Here is a 4362-nt window from a genome sequence, read left to right as displayed (position 1 = left end):
CTGGAAGCTCTCGTGCGTAACGACTGGGCAATTTCCAAGACGGCTCAGTTTCTTGGAATCTCTCGCAAGAACTTGTGGGAGAAAATGCGCCGATACCATATTGACCGTTGAAGATTAGCGTTTCGCGGATTCGCCTCCTCGAACGCGAAGTTCAGTTCAGCCAACGCGGCGCCCATCATGATCGATGAGCAATTCTCCATTTTCTTTATGGAACGGCCCCGGCGGGAAACGATCGAGTAGGTCGAGAACCGTTTCGCTCGGACGACATAGCCGGACGCCCTTGGGCGTGCAGACGATCGGGCGGTTCACAAGTATCGGATACTCGATCATGGCGTCGAGGATGGCCTCGTTGGACACGCCCTCGTCGAGGAGACCCAGTTCCGCGGCAGGCGACTTCGTCCCGCGAAGCGCCGTACGCGGCGTAAGCCCGGCTGCTGCGAAGAGGCCTTGAAGCTGGGGTTTGCTCCATCCGGCCTTTAAATATTCGATCACCGTCGGCGTGAAGCCTGCAGCTTTAATAGTCGCCAGAACATTGCGAGACGTCCCGCACTCGGGGTTGTGGTAGATCACGATATCCACTGCTCAATCCCCTGCCTTCTCGCTCGCGATACGCTGGCGCACCGTCGCGCCCGCCTCGTACCAGCCACGAGTGCTGTTCACGATCTTCACCACCGACAGCATGACCGGAACCTCAATCAGGACACCGACCACGGTCGCCAGTGCTGCGCCCGAGTTGAAGCCGAAAAGGCTGATCGCGGCGGCAACGGCCAATTCGAAGAAGTTGCTGGCGCCGATGAGGGCTGATGGCGCGGCCACGCAATGCGCCTCGCCGGCGGCGCGATTGAGCAGATAAGCGAGCCCCCGAATTGAAATAGACCTGGATCAGGACGGCACCGCCAGGATGGCGATGATCAGGGGTTGGCCCAGGATCTGCTCGCCCTGGAAGCCGAACAGAAGAACCAGTGTCGCGAGCAACGCCACCAGCGAAACCGGCTGCAGGGTGGACAACAGCCGCGCGAGCGCATCGCTCCCCCCGCTCGCGATCACGCTCCGTCGAACGATCTGCGCAATGATCACCGGCACCACGATGTAGAGAACGACCGACAGGAGCAACGTCTCCCACGGCACGGTGATCGCCGACAGGCCGAGCAGAAGTCCCACGATCGGCGCAAAGGCGAACACCATGATCAGGTCGTTGAGCGCGACCTGACTCAACGTGAAATGCGGCTCGCCATCCGAGAGGTTGCTCCAGACGAACACCATCGCGGTGCAAGGCGCGGCCGCAAGCAGGATGAGGCCGGCGATGTAGCTGTTGATCTGGTCCGCCGGCAGATAGGGCTTGAACAGCCAGCCGATGAAGAGCCAGCCCAGGAACGCCATCGAGAACGGTTTTACGGCCCAGTTGATGAAGAGCGTGACCGCGATGCCTCGCCAATGTTCCTTGACCCGCGACAGCGCCGCAAAATCGATCTTCACGAGCATGGGGATGATCATCAACCAGATCAGGATGGCCACCGGCATGTTGACCTTGGCGATTTCGGCCGAACCGATGATGTGGAATACCGCGGGAAAGAAGTGCCCAAGTGCGATCCCAACAATGATGCAAAGAGCAACCCAAACGGTGAGGTAGCGTTCGAAGGTAGACATGGTCAGACTCGCATTCTGCGGTATCTGTAATTTTAAAAGTCTCATTGACGGAAGAGGCGCTCAGGCGTCTGGTCACGAACAAGCCGGAATAGAGCTAAAAAAGCTAGTAGCCGCAATTTCTGATTCCACCTCTAGGTAAGTTGGCTTTGGCAGAAAATTATCTTCCTCCCGAGCCAACAGTCCCATTACGGCCAGGACGGCGGTATCTCTCAATTCTGATTCATCCGCTTTAAAAGGCGGGAGAGAACGTTCTTGTGGAGGCACTACGAATAAAGAACTCAAATGCCTTTCTGCCAAGAATTTTAGAGCTAGTCCCGGAAGTGCCGAAGCCCACGCCTCATCAAATTGACTGCTCCAATAAGTTGCTGGCTGCGCGAGATCGGCATGCCAACTATCAGGAAGCCAGGAGAGCTCCTTCGGTGTAATCTTCCGTCGAATGCTCATCCCGAGCACCCGACATGGACCAACGACAAGTTCCGAAAGTAGCCCCAATGGAATTTCTGGTGTGTTTCCGCTAATCACATTGGTGCGGAATAGAATGCGAGACAGCGTGAATGAGCCTGTCCGCAATCGGCGTACGGCGGCGGGGGGCATGACGCTTTCTCTCCTCATCCTTGTTCAACGTATATATGTTTTGCGTTGCGGCAGCCGCGGCAACCACCCGATACGGTCGACGAGGTGGCTCTCGGGGTGCGTACAAAGACGACTCAAGTCTTCCTTTTGATCACGCCTTCGAGCTTCGTCGCGGCCGCCACGGTGTTGGAGATTGTCCCGTACTTGCGAACATTCTGATGCAGAAGATCGAGACGCCGATCGTCCTCATCCGTGTCGACGATGAGTTCATAGTCGACAGAGACCATCTTGGGCGGACTGTCCTGGCGGACGCCGTGAAGGTGAATTTCGACGCCGCGAAGATCAAAGTGGAGCATCGGCGTCACCCGCTCTATCCCCTTGATCATGCAAGCGGCAATGGCCGCGAGGAACAGCTCGGCCGGATTGAAGGCGTCCGGCCGGCCGTTGATGTCCGTGTCGAGGACGATCTCCGCGTCTTTGGTGGTGGCGGCACTTCCATGCGCATCGATTCGACGGGCGCTAACGCGATACTCCAGCATCGGTCCCATCTTAAGCCGCCAGCCATCGGGCGAGGTCTTCCGACTTCGGCAGACCGCCCGCATGCACCACCTTGCCGTCAATGACGATCCCCGGCGTCGAGGCGATGCCGTAACCGGCGATGGCCGCGTAGTCAGTCACCTTTTCGACCTTGACTGGGATGCCGAGCTTGTCGGCTTCCTTCTGCACCATCTCGGCCGTTGTGGTGCAGCGGCCGCAGCCAGGACCGAGGACTTTGATGTCTTTCATGGATCTTCTCCGTAGGTCATTAGAACAGGGCGTTGAAAAGGAAGCCGACCGCGAGGATGCCGGTCCCGACGACACCAACGAACACGGCGATCAGCCGGATCGTGAGGACCTTGCGCAGGATGATCATCTCGGGGAGTGACAACGCGATCACCGCCATCATGAAGGCGAGCACGGTGCCGAGCGCAGCACCTTTGGTGATGAGTGCCTCAACCACGGGGATGATCCCAGCGGCGTTGGAATACATGGGGATTCCGATCACCACCGCGGCCGGTACCGACCACCAAGCGTCCCGCCCCATGATCAAGACCAGGAGGTCCGAAGGTACATAGCCGTGGATGAAGGCGCCGGTGGCTATGCCGGCGATGACCCAGGGCCAGACCTTGCCGACGATCTCGTGCACGGCGTCGATGCCCGCCTTGATGCGATCGACAGCCGAGAGTTCTTCGGGCGGCAGCTCGACCGCACTCGACCGGATGTTGCGAACCCATTCCTCCAACCAGTGCTCGAGGTGCAACCGGCCGATGACCCAGCCAGAGACGATGGCGACGGCGAGGCCGAAGCCGAGATAGGTCAGCGCCACTTTCCAGCCCACGAGCCCGAACAGGAGTCCCAGCGCCACCTCGTTCACCATCGGCGCGGAGATTAGGAACGAAAAAGTCACGCCGAGCGGCACGCCCGCACTGACAAAACCGATGAACAGCGGCACGGCGGAACAGGAACAGAAGGGAGTAACGATGCCGAGCGACGCGGCCAGCACGTTGCCGACGCCTTCGTGCTTTCCGGCGAGGAGCGCCCGGGTCTTCTCCGGCGAGAAAAAGCTGCCCACGACGCCCATGCCGAACACGACCAGGGTGAGCAGCATCAGCACCTTCGGCGTATCGTAGGCGAAGAAGCTGATCGCCTCGCCAAGGTGGCTCTTCGGGTCGACTGGCGTCAACGCGACAACCCATTCCGCAAATGGGACAAGCTGGCTGTAGATGAGGCTCCACAGAATCAGGGCGGCAATCGTCCCTCCAATCCACTTTGCGGTCGAAGGGCTGGCACCCGGCGCATGTTCGGTGATGGAGCCGAGGCTCATGCGGCATACCTTTCCTGATTTGCCGGCATCGCCAGCGCGGCGTCGACAAGCGCAACGACCTCTTGAGGAAGATTCGGCGCGCGGCGATAGCGGACCCATTGAGCATCGCGGCGGTCGACCAGCAGGCCCGCAGTTTTGAGAGCCGCCATGTGGCGGGACATTCGGGACTGGCTAGCGCCGAGTGCCTGCATCAATTCGCAAACACAATGCTCTTGCCCATCCCACACCATCCGGAGGGCTTCGAGCCGGGTCGGCTCTGCGAGGGCGGAAAGAATCGT

At 59.6% G+C, this 4362-nt stretch carries 7 protein-coding genes and 1 pseudogene; 1 reads left to right on the top strand and 7 read right to left on the bottom strand.

The window, feature by feature from the left end:
• Positions 1-12: 12 nt before the first annotated feature.
• Complete coding sequence (locus VF515_04420) at positions 13-111, top strand: helix-turn-helix domain-containing protein (GenBank protein HEX7406879.1); 99 nt, start codon at positions 13-15, stop codon at positions 109-111.
• Positions 112-156: 45 nt separating this feature from the next.
• Here the strand turns inward: VF515_04420 and arsC are convergent, their stop codons facing one another.
• The 7 genes and pseudogenes from arsC to VF515_04385 all read right to left on the bottom strand — a co-directional run bounded on the left by arsC (position 157) and on the right by VF515_04385 (position 4359).
• A complete protein-coding gene (gene arsC, locus VF515_04415; GenBank protein ID HEX7406878.1) occupies positions 157-579 on the bottom strand; it encodes an arsenate reductase (glutaredoxin) in 423 nt (140 codons plus the stop codon).
• A gap of 3 nt (positions 580-582) precedes the next feature.
• A pseudogene (gene arsB / locus VF515_04410) lies at positions 583-1647 on the bottom strand (ACR3 family arsenite efflux transporter).
• A gap of 72 nt (positions 1648-1719) precedes the next feature.
• Positions 1720-2091, bottom strand: a complete 372-nt coding sequence (locus VF515_04405) for a hypothetical protein (protein ID HEX7406877.1) — start codon at positions 2089-2091, stop codon at positions 1720-1722.
• A 263-nt stretch (positions 2092-2354) separates the two neighbouring features.
• Positions 2355-2759 carry an OsmC family protein gene (locus tag VF515_04400; GenBank protein HEX7406876.1) on the bottom strand — a complete coding sequence of 135 codons (405 nt, stop codon included), beginning with the start codon at positions 2757-2759 and terminating at the stop codon, positions 2355-2357.
• 10 nt (positions 2760-2769) lie between these two features.
• Entirely contained in the window at positions 2770-3006 is a 237-nt protein-coding gene (locus VF515_04395) for a thioredoxin family protein (GenBank protein ID HEX7406875.1), read from the bottom strand.
• A 19-nt stretch (positions 3007-3025) separates the two neighbouring features.
• The gene (locus tag VF515_04390) at positions 3026-4084 is read right to left on the bottom strand and encodes a permease (GenBank protein HEX7406874.1); all 1059 of its coding nucleotides are present in this window, start codon (positions 4082-4084) and stop codon (positions 3026-3028) included.
• Entirely contained in the window at positions 4081-4359 is a 279-nt protein-coding gene (locus VF515_04385) for a metalloregulator ArsR/SmtB family transcription factor (GenBank protein ID HEX7406873.1), read from the bottom strand. The genes VF515_04390 and VF515_04385 overlap by 4 nt, the downstream gene beginning before the upstream one ends.
• Between the last annotated feature and the right edge of the window lie 3 nt (positions 4360-4362).

The organism is Candidatus Binatia bacterium (genome assembly GCA_036382395.1).
Taxonomy (GTDB): Bacteria; Desulfobacterota; Binatia; order HRBIN30; family HRBIN30; genus JAGDMS01.
This window is presented reverse-complemented; position numbering and strand designations above follow the sequence as displayed.